We start from the raw sequence: 19142 nt of genomic DNA, 5'->3' as shown, positions 1-19142 counted from the left end.
CTTCGTGTCGAATACGGGGGTGTTCCGCCGGTCCCGTCGGGCAGGAGACATCCTGAAACGGTCGTCCATCAGGGCGGCAAGGGCGCCGCGAAACCGTCGTGCCGCGCACCGCGTGACTGACTGTGCAGTGAATTTTTTGAATCGTGAACTGGTGAATCGGTGAGGTGAAGCGCTGATGAGCACCACCCGGCCCTACTCGCCGGGCGACCGCGGGCCGGAGCCCAGCGGCGCTTCCGGGGCGTCCGAGGGTGGCGTACCGGCGGGCGGTGCGTCCGGCGAGGGCGTGTCCGCGCCGTCCGGAGCCGCGGCACCGCCGGGGGGCCGGCAGGTGCGCCGGCTGAGCTTCGACGGGGCGAGCGGTGTCGTTCCGCTCGCCCGCGACTTCGCCCGCCAGGCGCTGTACGCGTGGGGCTGGCTGCCGGCCGCCTCCGCGGACCAGCGGGCCGCCGCCGAGGACGTGCTGCTCGTCGTCTCCGAGCTGGTCACCAACGCCTGCCTGCACGCCGAGGGGCCGGACCAGCTCTGGATCACCTGCGACAACAAGGTGATCCGCATCGAGGTCGCCGACCGGGGCACCGGCCAGCCGTCACCCCGCACCCCGCACCGGGCGGGCCGCCCGGGCGGCCACGGCATGTTCATCGTCCAGCGTCTGTGCCTGGACTGGGGCGTCGTCCGCACGCCGGGAGTCGCCGGCAAGACGGTGTGGGCCGAACTGGGAGCCCCTGCCTGATCCGGCGGCGTCGCGCGCACGCCGGACGCGGGTTCCTCCCTCGGCCGTTCGGGTGAAGGGGAGCGGGCAGTTCGCCCCCTGAGTGCCTGAGTGCCTGAGTGCCTGAGTGCCTGAGTGCCTGAGTGCCCGAGTGCCCGAGTGCGTGAATGCCTGCGGCCCAGAGGCCTGAGTGCCCGGCTGCCCCACGGAACCTCCGCCGCACATCCCCCCTCCGTCACCCCTCACGCGCCGGATCCCCACGGTTCCCGCGCGCACGTGTCTTCCTTCCTCGACGCCCCGGGCGTACCTTGACGGCCCGATCTGATACTCCGTCAGGAACAGGAAGGGGAGCGGCACCGTGTCGTACCGGAATCGAACCGCCGCGCTCGCGTCCGCCGCGGCCCTGGCCGGCTCGGTGGTGTTGATGGCCGCCCCCGTGGCCCGGGCCGAGGTCGTCGACGTCAACTACCAGTGCAAGACGCCGATCGGCGACAAGAGCGCCGTCTCGCCCATCGACATCAAGGGTGCCAAGAGCGGCGACGGCTACCGGATCACCATGTCCTGGCAGAAGGGCGTCTCCTCCAGCCCGGTCGAACTGGGCAAGGGCGCGATGACCCCGAGCGCCACCATCGCCCTGGGCGGCGCGGACGGCGGCACCATGACGGTGACCGGCCCCGCCAACGACGCCGCGATCCCCGCCAACACGCCGATCAAGATCAACGACCTGAGCGGCACGTACACGCCGAAGAAGAGCGGCGAGGTCACCTTCACGGCCGGCGTGCTCACCATCAAGGCGCTCGGCACGACCACCACGTGCACGCCGACGAACGACCCGGGCCCGTCCCTGACCCTCGACGTCACGGCCGCGAGCGGCGGCGGCGCCACCGGCTCCACCCAGGGCGGCGGCTCCGGCTCGGGATCCGGCGCCGAACTCCCGCAGACCGGGCCGGAGGACTCGGCCGTCGCCCTCGGCACCCTCGGCGGGACGGTCCTGCTCGCCGGCGCGGCGGGTGCCCTGTGGCTGACGCGACGTCACCAGGGGGCGCGAGCACGCCACTGAGCGCACCCCCGTACGACCGCTGGAGCCGCCGATGCCGTACGTCGTCCGTGTTCCGTACCTCTCAGTGCCCCTTCTGCTGGTGCTCCTGCTGGGCCTGGCGGGCGCCGGGCCCGCCGGGGCGGTGGACCGGCCCGTCGTCGAGCTGTCCAGGGCCCAGGCCGGGACCGGCGGTTCGGTCACCGTCACCGGCAGCGGCTGGCGCCCGCGTGCCCTGCTGACGCTGCTGGTCTGCGGGCAGGCTGAGCCGTCCCGGGGCGTGACCGGCGGCACCAACTCCTGCGCCAACGCCGACGGCCGGGCCGTCACCACGGACGCCGAGGGGCGCTTTCGCCGCGAACTGCCCGTCGTGGAACCGCCCGTGCCGTGCCCCTGCGTGGTGCACGTGGCGACGGTGACCGGGGCCGGGGCCGAGGCCGAGGCCGAGGCCGACGCGGTTCTCCAGGTCGCCGGGCACGCGGTCGAGCCGCTGCCCGCGGACCGGGCCGGCGGGCGGCTGTCCCTGCTCGCGGACACCCGGCTGCGCGGCTCCGGCGGGCTGCTGACCTGGTTCGGCTCCCCGCCCGCCCGGACGCTCGTGGTCACCGTCGGGAACGTCGGGACGTCCCCCGTGAAGGACCCCGTCTTCCAGGTCGGCACCTCCCACGGCGTGTTCGCCCCGCAGTGGCAGGACCAGCGCTGGCGCGGCACGATCCGGCCCGGTGGCAAGGCGCGCATCGAACTTCCCGTGGAACTCGCATCCGGGGCGCACGGCGACTACACCGTGTCCCTGAAGTACGGCGGCAAGGTCCTCGCCGAGCACCCCTGGGGCGTGGGCCGCCCGTGGGGGGTGACCCTGTTCTGGGTCCTCGTCTGCCTGGTCGTCCCGGCGGCGCTGTTCCGCGCCGGCCTGGCCGTCGTGGACCACGCACGCCCCCGTCACCCCGTCCACGCGGCCCGCCCGCCGCGCCGCCTGCTCCCGCGCCTGCCCGCCGCACGCCGGCCCTCGGACCTGCCGTGGGTCGCCCCGGACGCCGAACCGCCGAGACCGACGAAGGACATGAAGGACATGAAGGACATGCGGACATGAAGAAGGGCCGCCGCACCACGCGGGTGCGACGGCCCTCTGTCAGGCTCCGGTGATCAGCGGACGTCGCCCATGAGCCCCTTGACCTTCTTGCGGAACATGTACACCGCGAAACCGGCGACCACGGCCAGCGCCGCCTCCAGGGCCACGAAGCCGGCCCGGTCGAGGTTGATCCCGCCGACGGCCGGGTTGGACAGCAGCGCGGTGACGGAGTCGCCCGCGGTGACCGCGAGGAACCAGACGCCCATCATCTGCGACGCGTACTTCGCCGGCGCCATCTTCGTCGTCACGGACAGACCCACCGGCGACAGCGTCAGCTCGCCGACGGTCTGCACGAAGTAGATCGCGACCAGCCACATCGCCGCGGCCTTGTGACCGCCCTCCGCGATCGACAGCGGAGCGAGGAAGAGGAAGAAGGACGCACCCACCAGCATCAGGCCGGAGGCGAACTTCACGATGGTGCTCGGCTCCTTGCCGCGCCGGTTCAGCCACAGCCACAGCCAGGCGAAGACGGGCGCCAGGGCCATGATCAGCACCGGGTTGACCGACTGGTACCAGGAGACCGGGAACTCCCAGCCGAAGACGGTGTTGTCGGCCTTCTCGCTGGCGAAGAGCGACAGGGTCGAGCCGCCCTGGTCGTAGATCATCCAGAAGACGGCGGCGGCGACGAAGAACCAGATGTACGCCGACACCTTCGAGCGCTCGCCGGCGTCCAGGTCCTTGTCGCGCAGGATGCGGGTGATGACCAGGATCGGCACGATCAGGCCGAGGAGCGTGAGCGGGATCAGCGCCCAGTTCAGGGTGAAGTGGCCGGTGCCGCCGACCAGCGCGTAGAAGACCACGGCGACGGCCAGCCAGATCAGGCCCTTGCGCAGGGTGGCGGCCTTCTCGGCGGGCGACAGCGGGGTGGGGACCTCGCTGCTCTTCGGGTTCAGGTGGCGGCCGCCCAGCAGGAACTGGACGAGGCCCAGCGCCATGCCGAGCGCGGCCAGGGCGAAGCCCAGGTGCCAGTTGACGTTCTCACCCACGGTGCCGATGACCAGCGGGGCGACGAAGGCGCCGAGGTTGATGCCGATGTAGAAGACGGTGAAGCCGCCGTCCCGGCGCGGGTCCTCCGGACCGTCGTAGAGGTGGCCGACCATCGTGGAGATGTTGGCCTTCAGCAGACCGGAGCCTATGGCGACCAGGCCCAGGCCGACGTAGAAGCTCGCGGCCGCGGGCAGCGCCAGGCACAGGTGGCCGAGCATGATGACCAGGCCCGCGACGGCGACGGTCTTGCGGGGGCCGAGCACACGGTCGGCGAACCAGCCGCCGGGCAGGGTGAGCAGGTACACCAGCGACAGGTACACGGCGTAGATCGCCGTCGCCGCGCCCGCGCTCAGGTGCAGGCCACCAGGGGCCACCAGGTACAGCGGGAGCAGGGCCCTCATGCCGTAGTAGGAGAACCGCTCCCACATCTCGGTCATGAACAGAGTGGCCAGTCCGCGGGGGTGGCCGAAGAAGGTCTTCTCGGGGCCGGGGGTGCCCGGACGGGCCGAGTCCTTCGTCAGGCTGGACGCCATGGTCGTTCCTTGCTGGTCGGGACGCGCCCCGCAGCAGCGGTGGTGCGCCCGGTGGGGGGCAGCCGGCACCGGTGCGTACGGCCGTCCGTCCGACGCCTACGGGGGGCCGCTCCGGGTCAGGAGCGGTGGGCGGTCGCCACCGGGATCCACGCCTCTACGCGCGTATCCGCACGACGAGGCCCGGCCACAGGTCGTTTTCCGGTTCAGGGCTGGCGGGGAACCAGCCCGCACACAAAAGAGACCTCCAGGGGCAAACGGCCTCCGAAGGTCGCCATGGTGCTACAGGCGTTGATTCACCATACGGCAGGACACTGCCGCATATGGAAGGACTTGAGACACGGATCACAGGTGCAGGGGGAACCGTAAGCCCCATTTCCATGGTCCTTACCAGGATCGCACCCCATAGCCAGAGGTTTGTATGCGTACCCGCGGAACGTAAGAAGCGGGTATGCCGCGGGTAAGAATCAAGGCTTCCGGTCACACCCCAGCTCAGGGCCTTGCAGGTCTACCATCACCTCATGACCCGTGTACTGCTCGCCGAGGACGACGCGTCCATCTCGGAGCCGCTGGCCCGTGCTCTGCGCCGGGAGGGCTACGAGGTCGAGGTGCGTGAGGACGGCCCCACCGCTCTCGACGCCGGATTGCAGGGCGGCGTCGACCTGGTCGTGCTCGACCTGGGTCTGCCCGGCATGGACGGTCTGGAGGTCGCCCGCCGCCTGCGAGGCGAAGGCCACAGCATCCCGATCCTCATCCTGACCGCGCGCGCCGACGAGGTGGACACCGTCGTCGGGCTCGACGCGGGCGCCGACGACTACGTCACCAAGCCGTTCCGGCTCGCCGAGCTGCTCGCCCGCGTCCGCGCCCTGCTGCGCCGCGGCGCCGCCGAGCCGCAGCAGCCGCCCGCCACCCACGGCGTGCGCATCGACGTCGAGTCGCACCGCGCCTGGATGGGCGAGGAGGAGCTCCAGCTCACCGCCAAGGAGTTCGACCTGCTGCGGGTGCTGGTGCGCGACGCCGGCCGGGTCGTCACCCGCGACCAGCTCATGCGCGAGGTCTGGGACACGACGTGGTGGTCGTCGACCAAGACCCTCGACATGCACATCTCCTGGCTGCGCAAGAAGCTCGGCGACGACGCGGCCAACCCCCGCTACATCGCCACGGTGCGCGGTGTGGGCTTCCGCTTCGAGAAGAGCTGAGCCGCGGGGCAGGCACGGGTAAACACGGGTAACAGGACATGCGCCGCCGACTGATCCAGTCCACGCTCGCCGTGGTCCTCGTCGTGATCGCCGTCTTCGGCGTCTCCCTCGTCATCGTCGAGACCAGGACGATCAGCAACAGCGCCCAGGAGCGGGTGGAGTCCGAGGCGGTCCGGCTGGCCAGCATCGTCGACAGCCGGCTCTTCGTCGCGCAGCAGGTCGACGCGGAGGTGCTGCGCAAGCAGGTCACGCAGGACCGCTACTACGCGGTGATCCGGATCCCCGGCGAGGAGCCCATCGAGGTGGGCTCCAAGCCGTCCGGTGACGTGATCACCGCGACCGCGCCCGGCGAGGAGGGCGAGACCGTCACCGTCCAGGAGCCGCGCTCCTCGGTGACCCGGGAGGTCGGCCGCACGCTGCTGATCATCGGGCTGGTCGCGCTGCTGGCGGTGGTGGCCGCGGTGCTGCTGGCGGTCCGCCAGGCGAACCGGCTGGCGTCGCCGCTGACCGACCTCGCGGAGACGGCCGAGCGGCTCGGCTCGGGCGATCCGCGCCCCCGGCACAAGCGGTACGGCGTGCCCGAGCTGGACCGGGTGGCGGATGTGCTGGACGGCTCGGCCGAGCGCATCGCGCGCATGCTGACCGCCGAGCGGCGGCTGGCCGCGGACGCCTCCCACCAGCTTCGGACGCCGCTGACGGCGCTGTCGATGCGGCTGGAGGAGATCACCCTCACCGACGACCCGGACACGGTGAAGGACGAGGCGACGATCGCGCTGACGCAGGTCGAGCGGCTCACGGACGTCGTGGAGCGGCTGCTGACGAACTCCCGCGATCCGCGCACCGGCTCCGCCGTCACCTTCGACCTCGACGAGGTCATCCAGCAGCAGCTCGCCGAGTGGCGTCCCGCCTACCGCAGCGCGGGCCGGGCGATCGTCAGCTCCGGCAAGCGGCATCTGGAGGCCGTGGGCACGCCGGGAGCGGTCGCGCAGGTGCTGGCCGCGCTGATCGAGAACTCCCTGATGCACGGCGGCGGCACGGTGGCGCTGCGCACCCGCGTCACCGGCAACCAGGCCGTCATCGAGGTGACGGACGAGGGCCCCGGCGTCCCCGCCGACCTCGGCGCCCGCATCTTCGAGCGGGCGATCAGCGGCCGCAACTCCACGGGCATCGGCCTGGCCGTGGCCCGCGACCTGGCGGAAGCGGACGGCGGCCGCCTGGAGATGCTCCAGACCAAGCCCCCGGTGTTCGCCCTGTTCCTGTCCCGCACGCCCGTCGGGAAGTCCCGCGGCGGCGCGGACGAGCCGATGATCCGCTGACGCGGCTCACGACGGCTTACGGCACCCGCTGCCCGGCCCGCGAGCGCCTGGCGCGTTCGCCCTTCAGGATCGATTCCGCGTCCGCCACCGCCTCACGGGGCGGAAGGGCGCGGAACACCCAGCTTCGGTACGACCAGAAGCGGAACAGCGTGGCGATGCCGATGCCGAGGAACTTGAAGATGTTGTTCTGCAGCGGGGTGTCCCAGCCGAAACCGTACGTGGCCGCGTACAGGACGCCGTTCTCGATGACCAGCCCGACCGCGCTGAACAGCAGGAACAGCGACATCTCCCGCGTACGGCGGGTCTTGTCGCGGTCGCGGTAGGTGAAGTAGCGGAAGCCGACGTAGTTGAAGACGATCGCGACGACGGTCGCGATGACGCTCGCGCGCACCACCTGGAGGTCGGTGACGTGCCGTACCAGGTTGAACACGAGGAGGTTGACCAGCACCCCGGCACCGCCCACCGCGCCGAACTTGGCGACTTCGTGGAGGAACCGTCGGAGCCGCGAAGCACCATGTCCCATGGTCGTGCAGGCCCCCGTCCGTGGTTGGCGTCAACTCAGCCATGCTAACCACCCTCCCGCGCGATCTTCCTGCGGACACCGGTGGACGGCCGGAGACGGTCCGGGCAGGGCCGGGGAGGGGCAGGAAACCGGCCACCCTGGCGCGGCCGATACCCTGGGGGCGTGACGTTCCCGGTAGTCGGCATGGTCGGCGGGGGCCAGCTCGCTCGTATGACACACGAGGCAGGCATCCCGCTCGGCATCAGGTTCAAGCTCCTCAGTGACACCCCGCAGGACTCCGCTGCGCAGGTCGTGAGCGATGTCGTCGTCGGCGATTATCGCGACCTCGACACGCTGCGCGAGTTCGCCCGCGGGTGCGACGTGATCACCTTCGATCACGAACACGTACCCACCGAGCACCTCAGGGCCCTGGAGGCGGACGGCATCCCCGTGCGCCCGGGCCCCGACGCGCTCGTGCACGCCCAGGACAAGGGCGTGATGCGCGCGAAGCTCGACGCGATCGGCGTGCCCTGCCCGAGACACAGGATCGTTTCCGATCCGCAGGACGTGGCCGCCTTCGCGGCGGAGGGCGGTGGGGGCACCTCCCGCTCGAGCGAAGCCGAGAGTGGGGGATTCCCCGTCGTCCTCAAGACCGTCCGCGGCGGCTACGACGGCAAGGGCGTGTGGGTCGTCGACTCCGTCGAGGAGGCCGCCGACCCGTTCAAGGCCGGTGTCCCCGTGCTCGCCGAGGAGAAGGTCGACTTCGTCCGCGAGCTCGCCGCCAACGTCGTACGCTCCCCGCACGGGCAGGCCGTCGCCTACCCGGTCGTCGAGTCCCGCCAGGTGAACGGCGTCTGCGACACGGTGATCGCGCCCGCCCCCGGCCTCGACGAGGCCCTCGCCCTGCGGGCCGAGGAGATGGCGCTCAACATCGCCAAGGAGCTCGGCGTCGTCGGCCACCTCGCCGTCGAGCTGTTCCAGACCCGCGACGGCCGCATCCTCGTCAACGAACTCGCGATGCGCCCGCACAACTCCGGCCACTGGTCGATGGACGGCGCCGTCACCAGCCAGTTCGCCAACCACGTCCGGGCGGTCCTGGACCTGCCCCTCGGCGACCCGCGCCCGCGCGCGAAGTGGACGGTCATGGTCAACGTCCTCGGCGGCGACTACCCGGACATGTACTCCGCGTACCTGCACTGCATGGCCCGCGACCCCCAGCTCAAGATCCACATGTACGGCAAGGACGTGAAGCCCGGCCGCAAGGTCGGCCACGTCAACACCTACGGCGACGACCTGGACGACGTGCTGGAGCGCGCCCGTCACGCAGCCGGCTACCTGAGAGGCACCATCACCGAATGAGCCCTGTTGTTGGCATCGTCATGGGGTCGGACAGCGACTGGCCCGTCATGGAGGCCGCCGCCAAGGCCCTCGACGAGTTCGAGATCGCCTACGAGGTCGACGTCGTCTCCGCGCACCGCATGCCGCGCGAGATGGTCGCGTACGGCGAACAGGCCGACGAGCGCGGGCTCAAGGTCATCATCGCCGGGGCCGGCGGCGCCGCCCACCTGCCCGGCATGCTCGCCTCCGTGACCCCGCTGCCCGTCATCGGCGTGCCCGTGCCGCTGAAGTACCTCGACGGCATGGACAGTCTCCTGTCGATCGTGCAGATGCCGGCCGGCGTCCCGGTCGCCACGGTCTCCGTCGCCGGTGCCCGCAACGCCGGTCTGCTCGCAGCCCGCATCCTCGCCGCGCACGACGAGGAACTGCGCGCCCGCATGCGCGAGTTCCAGCAGGAGCTGAACGACCAGGCCACCGAGAAGGGCAAGCGCCTGCGCTCCAAGGTCGAGGGCGCGAGCGGCGGTTTCGGTTTCGGGAAGTGACCCCCATGACGTCCCTCGACGACGCCCGCACGCTCCTCGCCGAGTTCCCCGTCGCCGACGGGCACAACGACCTGCCCTGGGCGCTGCGCGAGCAGGTCCGCTACGACCTCGACGCCCGCGATGTCGCCGCCGACCAGAGCGCCCACCTGCACACCGACATCCCGCGGCTGCGCGCGGGCGGGGTCGGTGCGCAGTACTGGTCGGTGTACGTCCGCACGGACTCGCCCGACCCGGTCGCGGCCACGCTCGAACAGATCGACTGCGTACGGCAGTTGATCGACCGGCACCCGGAGGACCTGCGGCCCGCGCTGACGGCCGCCGACATGGAGGCCGCGCGCCGGGAGGGCCGTATCGCCTCCCTCATGGGAGCGGAGGGCGGCCACTCCATCGCCAACTCCCTGGGCACCCTGCGCGGTCTGTACGGGCTCGGCGTGCGCTATCTGACCCTCACCCACAACGACAACGTGGACTGGGCGGACTCCGCGACCGACGAGCCGCGGGCCGGCGGCCTCACCGCGTTCGGCCGGCAGGTCGTGCGGGAGATGAACCGGCTCGGGATGCTCGTCGACCTGTCCCACGTGGCGGCGACGACCATGCGCGACGCGCTCGACGCGAGCTCCGCCCCGGTGATCTTCTCCCACTCCTCGGCGCGGGCCGTGTGCGACCACCCGCGCAACATCCCGGACGACGTCCTGGAGCGGCTGCCCGCCAACGGCGGCATGGCGATGGTGACGTTCGTGCCGAAGTTCGTGCTCCAGGCCGCCGTCGACTGGACCGCCGCAGCCGACGAGAACATGCGCGCCCACGGCCTCCACCACCTCGACACCACCGCGGAGGCCATGAAGGTCCACCGCGCCTTCGAGGAGCGGCACCCGCGCCCGGTCGCCACGGTGTCCACGGTCGCCGACCATCTGGACCACATGCGCGAGGCCGCCGGCATCGACCACCTCGGCATCGGCGGCGACTACGACGGCACGGCCTTCACGCCCGACGGCCTGGACGACGTCTCCGGCTACCCGAACCTGATCGCGGAGCTGCTGGACCGCGGCTGGTCGAAGGCCGACCTGGCGAAACTGACCTGGAAGAACGCGGTGCGGGTGCTCGACGCGGCCGAGGACGTGGCACGGGGCCTTCAGGCCACGCGGCCGCCGTCCAACGCCACCATCGAGTCGCTCGACTCGCTCGACGGCTGAGCGTCGAGGGTGGGGTAGTCGGTGTAGCCGGTCGCCCCGCCCACGTACATGAAGTACCGGTCGCGCATCTCGTTCAGCGGCGCCCGGTGCCGCAGCCGCGTCACCAGGTCGGGGTTGGCGAGGAAGGGCCGGCCCAGGGCGATCAGGTCGGCTCCGGCGGCCAGCAGCGCCTCGGACGCCCGGTGCACGCCGTCCGTGGAGATCTCCTTCAGCACGGGGTTGGCGACGATCACCCCGGGCCAGCCGGCGCGCACCTTCCGGAACACCGGCGTGTCCGGGTCGGCGTACCCCAGGTGCAGGTAGGCGAGCCCCAGCCCGCCGAGCCGTTCGACGAGCGCCGGGTAGATCTCCTCGGTCTCGCCCTCCTCGATGCCGTTGACGGTGTTGCCGGGGGAGACCCTCAGACCCACTCGCCCGGCCCCGATCTCGGCGGCCACGGCCTCGGTCACCTCGGCCGTGAACCGGATCCGGGCGGCGACCGGCCCGCCGTAGCCGTCGGTGCGGAGGTTGGTGTTGCGGGCGAGGAACTGGTGGAGCAGATGGCCGTTGGCGGAGTGCACCTCCACGCCCTCGAAACCCGCGTCGATCGCGTTCCGGGCGGCGCGTGCGAAGTCGGCGACGGTGGTGCGGATGTCCTCGGCGGTCATCTCCCTGGGCACCACGGCCGGCCGGTGACCCTCCGGCGTGAAGATCGTCTCGGGCAGTGGGACGGGCGAGGGCGCGACCGGGGTGAGCCCGCTGGTCGCGGGGTGGCCGACCCGACCGCCGTGCTGGAGCTGGAGGAACATCCGTCCGCCCGCGTCCCGGACCGCGTCCGTGACCTGCCGCCAGCCGGCCACATGCGCCGGGCTGTGGACGGCGGTGATGTTCGGGTACGTCTGCCCGACCGCGTTCGGCGTCGCGGCCTCGGCGATGATCAGTCCCGCGGAGGCGCGCTGGGCGTAGTACGTGGCCATGAGCGGGGTCGGGGTGCCGTCGGCCTCGGCCCGGTTGCGGGTCAGCGGGGCCATCACGAGCCGGTTGGGCAGGTCCAGCCCGGGGAGACGAGCCGGTTCGAAGAGTGCTGTCGTGTGCTGCGTCATGCCCGTACGCTAGAACCTGACACTCATGTCAGATTCAAGTCGGGGAGTGGGACGTGCGGATCGGTGAACTGGCCCGGCGCACCAACGTGAGCGAGCGGTCGCTGCGCTATTACGAGAAGCAGGGGATGCTCACCGCCGAGCGGACGGCCGGCGGGCACCGGGAGTACCCGGAGGCGGCCGTGGACCGGGTCATCCGGATCCAGGAGCTGTTCGCGGCGGGACTGTGCAGCGAGAAGATCGTCCAGCTGCTGCCGTGCATGCGGGACTCGGACGGCCGGCCCTCGGCCCGCGCCACGCCCAACCTGGTCGCCGAACTCACCACCGAGCGCGCCCGCATCGACCGGATGATCGCCGACCTGGTCCGCTCCCGGGACACACTCGACGAGGTGATCGAGGCGGCCCGGCTGCCCTGAGAGCGTCGCTGCGCGAGCCCGGGACCGTACTCCGAACGCCCCGCCCACCAGGAACCCTTCAGCGCTCCGTGCGACGGTGACCGTACCTCACGAACGACCGTACGGAGTCGCCATGGCAGACCTCCAGGACGACCTGCGCACCACCGCCGCGGCCGGTGAGTTCGACGACCTGGCCGAGCCGTACTCGGACGAGGCCGTCATGGCGGCGGATCCCTACGAGCCCGTCTCCGATCCGGACGACGCGCCGATGACCCGGGCCCACGCCATCCTCGCCGCCCACCCCGTCGCCGACGGCTACAACGGACTGCCCTGGGCGCTCAAGCGCCTGTCCCACTACGACCTGGAGGAGGGCGAGAGCACCGTCGACACGGACGTGCCCCGCCTGCGCCGAGGGCATGTGGGCGCGCTGTTCTGGTCGCTGCACCTGCCCGACGGCCTCGACGGCGACCGGGCCGTCGGCGCCACGCTGGAGCAGCTGGACCTGGCCAAGGCCGTCGCCCGGACCTGCGACGAGGGACTGCGGCCGGCCTGCACAGCGGGGCAGGTCGCGGACGCCCGCAACTGCGGCCGCGTCGCCGTGCTCCTCGGGCCCGCCGGGGCCCCGGCCGTGGGCGACTCGCTGGGCATCCTGCGCCAGCTGCACTTCCTCGGCCTGCGTGTGCTGACGCTGACCGGGGTGTCCTGGGCGAGCGACGCGGGGCTGACACGGTTCGGTGAGGAGGTCGTGCGCGAGATGAACCGGCTCGGCGTCATCGTGGACCTCTCCGGTGCCTCCGCGCCGACCGTCCGCCGTGTGCTGAGCCTCTCCCGGGCGCCCGTGCTGTGCAGCCGCTCCGGCGCCCGTGCCCTCCGTCCCCACCCGGTCAACCTCCCCGACGACCTGCTGGCGGAGCTGGGCGCGGCCAAGGGGCTGTGCCTGGTGCCGCTGACCGCCGAGCAGACCGGCCCGACCGTCCGCGACGTCGCCGACCATCTCGACCACATCCGGGCCGTGGCCGGTGCGCAGTGCGTCGGGCTGTCCGGCACGTACGACTCGGGCTCGGCCCACCCACAGGAGCTCGGCGACACCTCCTGCTACCCGCGGCTGATCGCCGAGTTGCTGCGGCGCGGCTGGGACGAGGCCGACGTGGCCCTTCTGACCTGGGGTAACGTCCAGCGGATGCTGCGCGGCGCCGACTTCACCGCCCGCGCCGCCCAGCAGCGACGCGAGCCGTCGGCGGCGACGATTTCCGAGCTGGACGGGTGACCGGCAGGTGGGTGACTCAGGTGGTGTGCTCGATCCGGCACAGGCAGAACGGATGCCCCACCGGGTCGGCGTACACCCGGAAGTCCTTCTTCTCGTAGTCCTCCCGGTCCAGCACCCGCGCCCCCAGCGCCAGCACCCGCTCCTCGGCCGCGTCGATCTCCTCCCAGGTCGACCCGCCGTCGAAGTCCAGGTGGAACTGCTGGGCGTTGTGGTCGGCCCTGGGCCACTCCGGCGGGGAGTACCCGGGCGAGCGCTGGAAGGCGAGCCGCGGCCCGTCGGGGATCCGCAGCACCACCCAGTCGGGGTCGTCGTCCTCGGGAGTACCGCCCCCGACCTGCGCGTAGAAACGGGCCAGCTCGCGCGGGTCGGGGCAGTCGACGACGACGGAACGGAAACGTGCCACAGCGGACATGAAGCCTCCCGGTGTCAGCAGGCGCAGAGGCAGAACGGGTGCCCGGCCGGATCGGCGTAAACCCGGAAGGTCCGCGTCCGGTCCTCGGTGTCCAGCGGCTTCGCGCCGAGCGCCAGCACGCCCTTCTCGGCCGCGTCCAGGTCCTCCACGTCCAGGTCGAGATGGAACTGCTGCGAGCCGTCGGGCGAGGGCCACTGCGGCGGTACGTACCCGGGAGCTTCCTGGAAGGCCAGCGCCGGTCCGCCCGGCACCTTCAGGTCGACCCACTCGCCCGAGTCGTCGGCCTCCACCGTGGGAGTGCCGCCGAGCACCTCGGCGTAGAAGCCGGCCAGTGCGTGAGGGTCGGGACAGTCCAGGACGACGACACCCAGCTTGGCGAGAGCCATGACTTCCTCCTTGAAGTCGCTGTTACCCGTCAGCGTTACCTGCACATCGCGGATAACCGGTAACCGTTACTCCATGCTGGCCCATTGGCGGTAACCTCGCAAGGGGAATCCGAGAGGTACGGTCCAGCCATGACGGAGAGATCGCCCGCCCCCGGCGGCCTGGCCCTGGTCGAGGCCCTGGTGAACACGCTGGACATCGAGTCGGGTGCCGACTCGCTGGACACGGCGGAGGGCCGGGCACGCTTCGGGATCACGCGCGACGAGGTCGAGGACGTCCGCGCACTGCGCGAGTCCCTGCGCGTGGCCCTGCTCGCCCACGCGGGGCACCCGCCGCACCGCGAGGTGACCCCGCTGGGCGACCTGCTGGCCGGGGCACCGCTGGTGGTGTCGGTCGACCGGCGGGACGGCTCGGCGACCCTCGCCCCGGCCGACGAGGGCCCCCTGGTCTCCCGCGTCGCGGCCGCCGTCGCCGAGGCCCTGGTCGCCGGCACCTGGGCCCGGCTCAAGGCCTGCGAGGCCACCGACTGCCTCTGGGCGTACTACGACCGCAGTCCGGCCGGCCGCGGCCGCTGGTGCTCGATGCAGGTCTGCGGGGCCCGGGCGAAGATGCGCCGCTACCGGGCGAAGGGCTGACCTGCGCGAAGGCCTACGCTTCCTCCTCCCGGGGCGCGTGGGGCGCCTGAGGAGCGGACGCCCGGGAGCCGACCAGGAGCAGGCACAGCACCGCGACCCCGGCGACGATGCCGGTCAGTACGAGCAACGGGTCGAGGGGGCGGGTGACGGAGGCGGTCGTCTGGGTCTGCGGCTGCTGCGCGACCTGTGCGGCCGGGGGCGAAGGGGAGGCCTGCGGTGACTGGCCCGCGGCCGCCGAGGAGGCCGTGGACGCGGCGGAGGGCGGTGACGGGGACGGCCTGCGCGTCGTCGGCGGCCCGCTGCCCGGCGTGGTGAGGCTCGGCGCGGTCGCCCGGTGTCCGGAGTCGGAGCCGGTGTGATGCTCGTGCGCCGTCGGTGCCGCCGTCGTCGCCGGTGCCGCCGCGCGGACCGTGATCCCGGCCGTCATGTTCGGGTGGACGGTGCAGACGTAGCCGTACGACCCGGCCGTGGTGAACGTGAAACTCCAGCTCTGCCCCTTGTCGAGCATCGGGGAGTGGACCGAGACCGGGCCCGAGGTGGTCTTCACGTCGTGCGGAGCCGTGTCCTGGTTGGTCCAGGTCACCGTGGACCCGGCCGGGACGCTCAGGCTCGCGGGCGAGAAGGCGTACCCCTTCATCGTCACGCTGTACGAGGCCGCCGACGCCTGCCCGGCCGGCAGCAGCGGCAGGGCGAGGAGCGTCAGGACGGCGGACGCGGCGGCGCTCCGGGCCGTCCGCCGGGCCGCCCTCACGCGAACTCCGCCGCGACCAGCAGCCGCAGCCGGGTGGCCGGCCGGCGCCACGGCAGCCGGAATTCCGTGGCGCGGCGCAGCAGCCGGTACGGCAGCCGGGCGTGCCCGACGACCAGCAGCCGGTCGTCGGCCCGCTCGACCACCCGCAGCCGCAGCAGGACGGGGAAGGCCGAGCCGTTCAGGCCGAGGTCGCCGGTGAGCTGGAGACGGCCGCCGTGGACCTCGTCGACCTGCTCCGAGGTGAACACGGCGGACAGCAGGCGGTCGTCGAACTCGTAGCGGAACGAAGGGCGTTCGGCGTCCTCCGGCACGGTGAGGGACGCCCCGCCGAGCGTGACGCGACGGCGCAGCACCGGCAACGGCCCGTACCAGGCGGTGAGTTCGGTGAGCGAGCGGCCGGGGGCCACGGTGTACCGGCCGGGCAGCGGCAGCCGGCGGCCGGCGCCGTCGCGCGACCGGGGCGGGGGAGGGACGGTGGGCAGGGTGACGGTCGTCATCCCGGTCTCCTTGGAAGGCGGTTCCCGAAGCATGGCGATGGTGTGGAGAATGGAGCGGGCGCCGCTCCGGCCGGCTGAGCCCCGGCCGGAGCGGCGTCCACCTCTGTCCCGTCAGCAGTTGTTCGTGAGGAAGTCCGTGGTGGGCGTGAGCATCTGCCCGGCCCAGACGGTGTGCATCTTCACGTAGCTGTCGGGGTTGAGCAGGTCCGTGACCTGCTGTCCGAGCGATTCCTCCAGATGTGCCTTGTTGACGTGGTTCAGCAGCGCGCTGAGGGTGTCGTCGAGCACCGTGCCGCCGCCTTCGACGGCGGGCTTGAGGATGCTCTCGACCCACACCGTGTGCATCTTGATGTACGAGTCGAGCGCGAGTGCGTCCTGCACCTGCTCGCCCGGGGACCGCTCCAGGTGTGCCACGTAGAGGTGCTGGAGGATCGGCAGCAGCACGTTCTGGACGCTGGTGCACTGCTCGTCGTCACCGGAGCCGCCACCGCCGGTACCGCCCGTGGGAGTCGGCGTGGGGGCCGGTGACGAGGGGGGAGTGGGTGTGGGGCCGGTCGTCGGCGGGGCCGTAGGAGTGGGCGTGGAGGTGGGCGTGGGGGCGGGCGTCGATCCGCCGCCACCGCCGCCGGAGCCCTCGACGACCTTCACCGATGCCACCATGTCCGGGTGCACGGCGCAGTAGTACTCGTACGTCCCCGCCTTGCTGAAGGTGTACGACCAGGAGTCGCCCTGCTCCAGCGTCCCCGAGTCGAACTTCACCGGGGCCTTGGTGGTGGTGACCGTGTGCGGCACGCTGTCGTGGTTGGTCCACTGGACGGTCTGGCCGACCTCGACGACGAGCTGCTTCCCGTCGCCGAACTTGTTGCCCATGATGTCGACCTGGTGGTCGGCCTTGGCGGCGGCGGGCTGTGCCTCGGCGGCGGCCACGGGCGCCTGAGCCGCGCCCGTGGTCTGCTCCGAGCCGGCCGGCGTGGAACCGGAGACCGCGCTCAACAACCCGAGGCTCAGGACGGCGGCCAGCGCCGCGCCGAGCCCGGCGACCAGCAGACCCCGGTTCCCGGCGGGCGGCCTGCGCCGCCCGTGTCCGGTCTCGTCGCTGTCGTTGCTTCGTTTCACTTGTGCTCCTTGTGCTTGGGGGAGTTCAGCGGCCGGGGTCGGCCGTGACCAGCAGGCTCGTCACGGCGAGCACGACGAGGACGAGCCCCGTCTCGACCGCGACCGAGTAACCGAAGGGCCGCACGGTGGCGGCGTCGCCGCGCAGCAGCACGGCGAGATCGAGTCGGGTGCGCACCCACTGACGGCTCGCGAACGCGGCGAGCAGGACGGCCCCGAGCACGCCCGTCTTCAGCAGGAGCAGCTGCCCGTACGAGGTGTGCAGCAGGGCGTCGTACGACCCCACCACCTGCCAGGCGAGCACCAGCCCGGCGCCGACGATCCCGGTGACACTCACCGCCGCGAGCCGTGAGTAACCCGGCACCACCACCGCCAGCTCCCGGGCTCGCCGACGCGGCAGCACGGCCAGCGTGAGCACGGCCAGCCCGCCGATCCACAGCGAGGCGCCGAGCAGATGGACGAAGTCGGCGACGGCACCCCACGTGGGCTCGGCGCCCTCGGAGCTGTGACCCGTCATACCGGTCGTCCGCAGCAGCCCGAACGTCACCGCGAGGGCGCCCACCCGCCAGCCCGGGGAGCGGGAGGTGCTGGCCCCGCCCTGGAGGAGGGCGCCGAGCACCACGGCCGCCAGCACCCACACCAGAGCGCGGGCGGCGAGCACGACCCCGGGCTCGGTGGCCAGCAGATCGGCGTACGTCCCAGGGCGCAGCGCGTCCCGCAGTCCGCCGAGCGTGCCGTAGGCGCCCTGGAGACCGATGGTCGCGACGGTGGCCAGCAGCCCGACCGTCCAGGCGAAGACGAGCAGCGCCCGGGACCGTGGCTCCTGGGCGCCGCGCGGCCACAGCAGCACGACGAAGGCGAGACCGCCGACGAACAGGGCCAGCGCGAGATAACCGGCCCAGCGGGCGGCGGCGAGACCTTTGCGCACCGAGGGGGAGGCAGCGGGAGCGGAGGCGGCGGCCTCGTCGCCGCCGGTCCCGGCGGCCGCAGCGCCGATGGTGAGGGCGATCCGGCCGGAAGAGGCGTGCCCGTCCTCCGCGTCGACGACGGACCACATGACGGCGAACTCACCGTGCTCCGGGGCGTCGAGCGCGACCCGGACGGCGTCGGCCCCGCCGCCCGGCGTACGGGACACCGGCAGCCGGTCGCCGCCCATCGTCAGCACACGGACGTCGGCGAGGTCGACGGCCTCGTCGAAGGTGAGGGTGAGGTGGCCGGGGGCCTTGTTCAGCTCCGCCCCGTCCTTCGGGGAGGAGGAGACCAGCTCGGTGTGGGCGGAGGCGGCCTGGGGCGCTCCGGCCAGGACGTAGAGGAGGGGGGTGAGCAGGAGGAGGAGCAGGGCGCGGCGAGCGGTCGTGGTCACGGGGTCGCCTCCGGCCCGGGGGACGCGATGCCGCCGAGGAGGCTGCCGACCGGGGCCAGGCCGACACAGGGGGAGGGCTGCGGCGTGGGCGTCTCGCCCGTACCGTCGAGCAGCCCGAACACGGGCTCGGTGAGCCCGCCGAGGAGCGGTTGTACGAGGGTGACCTCGCCGTCCTCGCAGGTGTCGCCGTCGGCGGGGGCGGACCCCGACGGGGTGGGCGTGGGGGAGGGGGAGGGGGAGCCGGCACCGGGGTCGGAGGGCGGGGAGGCCGTATGGCCGGTGTGGCCGGACCCGCCCGCACCGCCGGTGCCGTACCCGGGACCCGCGCCGATTGCGCCGTACCCCGGCAACGGGCCGCCGCCGATGGGAACCTGGCCCGCCCCGGCGCCCGGATCCGATACGCCCGGGTCACCCGGCGCGTCCGGCGCGGGGTTCGCCGGCGCGGTGGCCGCGGGCGGTGATGTCGGGGGAGCGGCCGTCTGCGTGCCGCCGGAGGCGGAGGGGGCACCGATGCCCGACGCGTAACCCAGCACGATGACCACGGCGCCGACAAGCGCTCCGGCCACCAACTCGTCGCGGTGATCCCGCGGCCACTCCGCCCGGGAGAACAAGGGCATGGGGCACTCCTGGCATGGTCAAGTCAAGCCACACTGAAGGTGTGGCGAATGACGACCAGTGGAGTGGAAGGGGGATTCCGCGCAACTACGCGTCGGTTAATCGATTGTTTCCTGACCCTCTCTCCCGGTGGGCCGACCCGAGAAATCG

Annotated in this window: 21 protein-coding genes; 11 read left to right on the top strand and 10 right to left on the bottom strand. The window is 72.3% G+C overall.

What is annotated here, in order from left to right; translation table 11 throughout:
• The first annotated feature begins 175 nt into the window (after positions 1 to 175).
• The 3 genes from CP976_RS17830 (at position 176) to CP976_RS17820 (ending at position 2835) form a co-directional block, all read left to right on the top strand.
• Positions 176 to 730, top strand: coding sequence for an ATP-binding protein (locus CP976_RS17830; protein ID WP_150481277.1), 555 nt, complete (start codon positions 176 to 178; stop codon positions 728 to 730).
• Between the two features lie 337 nt (positions 731 to 1067).
• On the top strand, positions 1068 to 1769 hold the full coding sequence (locus CP976_RS17825) for an LPXTG cell wall anchor domain-containing protein (protein WP_150481276.1): 702 nt from the start codon (positions 1068 to 1070) through the stop codon (positions 1767 to 1769).
• Between the two features lie 31 nt (positions 1770 to 1800).
• A complete protein-coding gene (locus CP976_RS17820; RefSeq protein WP_150481275.1) occupies positions 1801 to 2835 on the top strand; it encodes a hypothetical protein in 1035 nt (344 codons plus the stop codon).
• 53 nt (positions 2836 to 2888) lie between these two features.
• Here the strand turns inward: CP976_RS17820 and CP976_RS17815 are convergent, their stop codons facing one another.
• Complete coding sequence (locus CP976_RS17815) at positions 2889 to 4394, bottom strand: peptide MFS transporter (protein ID WP_150481274.1); 1506 nt, start codon at positions 4392 to 4394, stop codon at positions 2889 to 2891.
• A 518-nt stretch (positions 4395 to 4912) separates the two neighbouring features.
• Between CP976_RS17815 and CP976_RS17810 the strand changes: the two genes are divergently transcribed.
• Together CP976_RS17810 and CP976_RS17805 are read left to right on the top strand one after the other, a co-directional pair.
• Positions 4913 to 5590: a response regulator transcription factor gene (locus CP976_RS17810; RefSeq protein ID WP_150481273.1), complete on the top strand. Its 678-nt coding sequence runs from the start codon at positions 4913 to 4915 to the stop codon at positions 5588 to 5590.
• Between the two features lie 38 nt (positions 5591 to 5628).
• Complete coding sequence (locus CP976_RS17805; RefSeq protein ID WP_150481272.1) at positions 5629 to 6906, top strand: ATP-binding protein; 1278 nt, start codon at positions 5629 to 5631, stop codon at positions 6904 to 6906.
• 16 nt (positions 6907 to 6922) lie between these two features.
• On the opposite strand, the gene CP976_RS17800 is transcribed toward CP976_RS17805, so the two are convergent.
• Entirely contained in the window at positions 6923 to 7429 is a 507-nt protein-coding gene (locus CP976_RS17800) for a GtrA family protein (RefSeq protein ID WP_150481271.1), read from the bottom strand.
• A gap of 162 nt (positions 7430 to 7591) precedes the next feature.
• Here CP976_RS17800 and CP976_RS17795 point away from each other — a divergent pair, with 162 nt between their 5' ends.
• The 3 genes from CP976_RS17795 to CP976_RS17785 are packed head-to-tail and all read left to right on the top strand — an operon-like array spanning position 7592 to position 10481.
• Positions 7592 to 8767 carry a 5-(carboxyamino)imidazole ribonucleotide synthase gene (locus CP976_RS17795; protein ID WP_150481270.1) on the top strand — a complete coding sequence of 392 codons (1176 nt, stop codon included), beginning with the start codon at positions 7592 to 7594 and terminating at the stop codon, positions 8765 to 8767.
• Complete coding sequence (gene purE, locus CP976_RS17790) at positions 8764 to 9288, top strand: 5-(carboxyamino)imidazole ribonucleotide mutase (RefSeq protein ID WP_086854832.1); 525 nt, start codon at positions 8764 to 8766, stop codon at positions 9286 to 9288. Before CP976_RS17795 ends, purE begins: the two co-directional genes overlap by 4 nt.
• Before the next feature lie 5 nt (positions 9289 to 9293).
• Complete coding sequence (locus CP976_RS17785) at positions 9294 to 10481, top strand: dipeptidase (RefSeq protein ID WP_150481269.1); 1188 nt, start codon at positions 9294 to 9296, stop codon at positions 10479 to 10481.
• On the opposite strand, the gene CP976_RS17780 is transcribed toward CP976_RS17785, so the two are convergent.
• Entirely contained in the window at positions 10421 to 11563 is a 1143-nt protein-coding gene (locus CP976_RS17780) for an alkene reductase (protein WP_150481268.1), read from the bottom strand. The genes CP976_RS17785 and CP976_RS17780 overlap by 61 nt on opposite strands.
• A 53-nt stretch (positions 11564 to 11616) precedes the next feature.
• Between CP976_RS17780 and CP976_RS17775 the strand changes: the two genes are divergently transcribed.
• Both CP976_RS17775 and CP976_RS17770 read left to right on the top strand, forming a co-directional pair.
• The gene (locus CP976_RS17775) at positions 11617 to 11976 is read left to right on the top strand and encodes a MerR family transcriptional regulator (RefSeq protein WP_150481267.1); all 360 of its coding nucleotides are present in this window, start codon (positions 11617 to 11619) and stop codon (positions 11974 to 11976) included.
• Positions 11977 to 12088: 112 nt separating this feature from the next.
• On the top strand, positions 12089 to 13222 hold the full coding sequence (locus CP976_RS17770) for a dipeptidase (protein WP_150481266.1): 1134 nt from the start codon (positions 12089 to 12091) through the stop codon (positions 13220 to 13222).
• Between the two features lie 16 nt (positions 13223 to 13238).
• Here the strand turns inward: CP976_RS17770 and CP976_RS17765 are convergent, their stop codons facing one another.
• Both CP976_RS17765 and CP976_RS17760 read right to left on the bottom strand, forming a co-directional pair.
• Positions 13239 to 13634: a VOC family protein gene (locus CP976_RS17765; protein ID WP_150481265.1), complete on the bottom strand. Its 396-nt coding sequence runs from the start codon at positions 13632 to 13634 to the stop codon at positions 13239 to 13241.
• 14 nt (positions 13635 to 13648) lie between these two features.
• Entirely contained in the window at positions 13649 to 14020 is a 372-nt protein-coding gene (locus CP976_RS17760) for a VOC family protein (protein ID WP_150481264.1), read from the bottom strand.
• Positions 14021 to 14149: 129 nt separating this feature from the next.
• Here CP976_RS17760 and CP976_RS17755 point away from each other — a divergent pair, with 129 nt between their 5' ends.
• Entirely contained in the window at positions 14150 to 14653 is a 504-nt protein-coding gene (locus tag CP976_RS17755; RefSeq protein WP_150481263.1) for a CGNR zinc finger domain-containing protein, read from the top strand.
• Positions 14654 to 14666: 13 nt separating this feature from the next.
• Here the strand turns inward: CP976_RS17755 and CP976_RS17750 are convergent, their stop codons facing one another.
• From CP976_RS17750 to CP976_RS17730, 5 genes are all read right to left on the bottom strand, one after another.
• Positions 14667 to 15404 (bottom strand): cupredoxin domain-containing protein, encoded by a 738-nt coding sequence (locus CP976_RS17750; RefSeq protein WP_150481262.1) that lies wholly within the window; start codon positions 15402 to 15404, stop codon positions 14667 to 14669.
• On the bottom strand, positions 15401 to 15901 hold the full coding sequence (locus tag CP976_RS17745; RefSeq protein WP_150481261.1) for a hypothetical protein: 501 nt from the start codon (positions 15899 to 15901) through the stop codon (positions 15401 to 15403). Before CP976_RS17745 ends, CP976_RS17750 begins: the two co-directional genes overlap by 4 nt.
• Positions 15902 to 16012: 111 nt before the next feature.
• Positions 16013 to 17017, bottom strand: a complete 1005-nt coding sequence (locus CP976_RS17740) for a cupredoxin domain-containing protein (RefSeq protein WP_150481260.1) — start codon at positions 17015 to 17017, stop codon at positions 16013 to 16015.
• Positions 17018 to 17042: 25 nt separating this feature from the next.
• On the bottom strand, positions 17043 to 18377 hold the full coding sequence (locus CP976_RS17735; protein WP_150481259.1) for a copper resistance CopC/CopD family protein: 1335 nt from the start codon (positions 18375 to 18377) through the stop codon (positions 17043 to 17045).
• On the bottom strand, positions 18374 to 18994 hold the full coding sequence (locus CP976_RS17730; RefSeq protein ID WP_150481258.1) for a hypothetical protein: 621 nt from the start codon (positions 18992 to 18994) through the stop codon (positions 18374 to 18376). Before CP976_RS17730 ends, CP976_RS17735 begins: the two co-directional genes overlap by 4 nt.
• Between the last annotated feature and the right edge of the window lie 148 nt (positions 18995 to 19142).

It is taken from the genome of Streptomyces coeruleorubidus (genome assembly GCF_008705135.1).
Taxonomy (GTDB): Bacteria; Actinomycetota; Actinomycetes; order Streptomycetales; family Streptomycetaceae; genus Streptomyces; species Streptomyces coeruleofuscus.
Note: the sequence above shows the minus strand (reverse complement) of the source record. Positions and strands in the feature narration are given on the sequence as shown.